The 1,586-nt window shown below is 66.7% G+C and carries 2 protein-coding genes; both read right to left on the bottom strand.

Going from position 1 to position 1,586, the window contains the following annotated elements:
* A partial coding sequence (locus Q0925_RS08635) for a hypothetical protein (protein ID WP_349254403.1) occupies positions 1-574 on the bottom strand: 574 nt, incomplete at its 3' end.
* Between the two features lie 50 nt (positions 575-624).
* Positions 625-1,266 (bottom strand): hypothetical protein, encoded by a 642-nt coding sequence (locus Q0925_RS08630; protein ID WP_299334225.1) that lies wholly within the window; start codon positions 1,264-1,266, stop codon positions 625-627.
* Between the last annotated feature and the right edge of the window lie 320 nt (positions 1,267-1,586).

Below are 1,586 nucleotides of genomic sequence, written 5' to 3'. Positions count from 1 at the left end.
ACTCCGGTGCGAGCAGGCGCTCCTGAACCAACTGTGCGATGCCCGCCAGGTGTGCCTGCCCGAACGCCGCGACGAGCAGCGCGCCAAGGGAGTTGAACATCATGTCGCGAACAGTGTCGTCGAGGCCGTGCTGGGCCAGTGGCATCTCCAGTCCGGTCGCGTCGGCGGCGATATCGAGCCCGAACTCGAAGAGTTCCCAGACCACGCCAAAGGAAAGCACGATCACGAAGATGTACACGAACGCGACCCGGCGCGGGATGTGGATGTCGTCGCTGTGGATGTCGACCGCGCGGGCGACAGTGTACCCCGCCGCCGCGATCAGCGACGCCGACATCGCGTGGGTGATGTTGTCCCAGAAGAAGATCCGGCCGTAGAGCCCGGCCGATCCGAGGGTGTGGAGAAACACCGCGGTGGTGATCCACAACGCCAGCCACGGATCCAGCGGCAGGTCGTAGTTCCGCTCCAGGACGGCGGGAACGAACGTAATGAGCAGCGTGACGCCGCCGTTGATGATCGCCTTCGGTTCGCCGGCGACGACGCCGTACACCACCAGGCCGAACAGCGCGAGCTGCATCCCGCGGGTGAGCCGCCGCTGGGCCCGAACCGAGAGGCGGGGAAGTAGCGTCACCGGCGACCCACCCGCCGGATCGCCCGCCAGAGCCACTGGTCACGTCGTCTGAAGTACCCGTCGAAGAGCAGTCCCGCCACGATGCCGGCGAGCGTGACGTAGAGCCACTCCATCATGAGCGTCTCGTTGTCGACGAGGTAGCTCGTCCCCAGGAACCTGTCGGCGTTCCACCGGAACACCGTCCACGCCCCGACCGCCGCCAACGTCGTCAGGACGACGAGGACGACGGCAAACCAGTGTGTCACCTGCAGCGTCGTGAACGTGTGGAGTTCGACCACGACGAGCAGCGCGAGTCCGGCCAGGGCGACGTAGGTGGCGAAGGTCCCGAGTGTGCCGCCCACGAGCCCGCGGACCAGAACCGGAAACAGCGCCAGCACCAACAACTCCCACGGGAGCATCACCCGCCACTCCCGGTAGACGACCGGTGGCAGCAACACGACACCGGCGACGAACGCCGTGAAAAGCACCCACTGGAGGTCGACATCGACGACGCTATCGACGAACACGCCTGCCAGGACGGCGACAAGCGCCCACGCGATGAGAGCGTTGGTCCGGCCGTCCCGGAAGAGCCGGTCGAACACGTCCTCGATCTCGGCGGTTTCCGCGGCGTCGTCCGGATCCGATGTACCGCCGTTCATCGATGAAACAGGAGGCGGCAACGAGTAATAAACCCAGCGCCACCGGCCGCGCCGACCCGCCATGCCCGGGTGAGACGGCGTGTGTCCCGGGCGGATCGTCCGTCCTGGCCAGCCTCCGACGTCGGTATCCGTTCGACACCAACGATTTACATCGATGGACGGGGTACACCGGGTATGTCTTCGGCAACACCCCGCGGGATCCGGGTCGCGGTGGTGGGAAACGGGCGGGTCGGGGCTGTCCTCTCGGGGCGGAGCGACGCCGAGCGAGCAGTCGCCGTCGAATCGATCGCACCCGCCGACTTCCCGGATGAGTTCGACCC

It is taken from the genome of Haloplanus sp., assembly GCF_028275055.1.
Classification (GTDB): Archaea; Halobacteriota; Halobacteria; order Halobacteriales; family Haloferacaceae; genus Haloplanus.
This window is presented reverse-complemented; position numbering and strand designations above follow the sequence as displayed.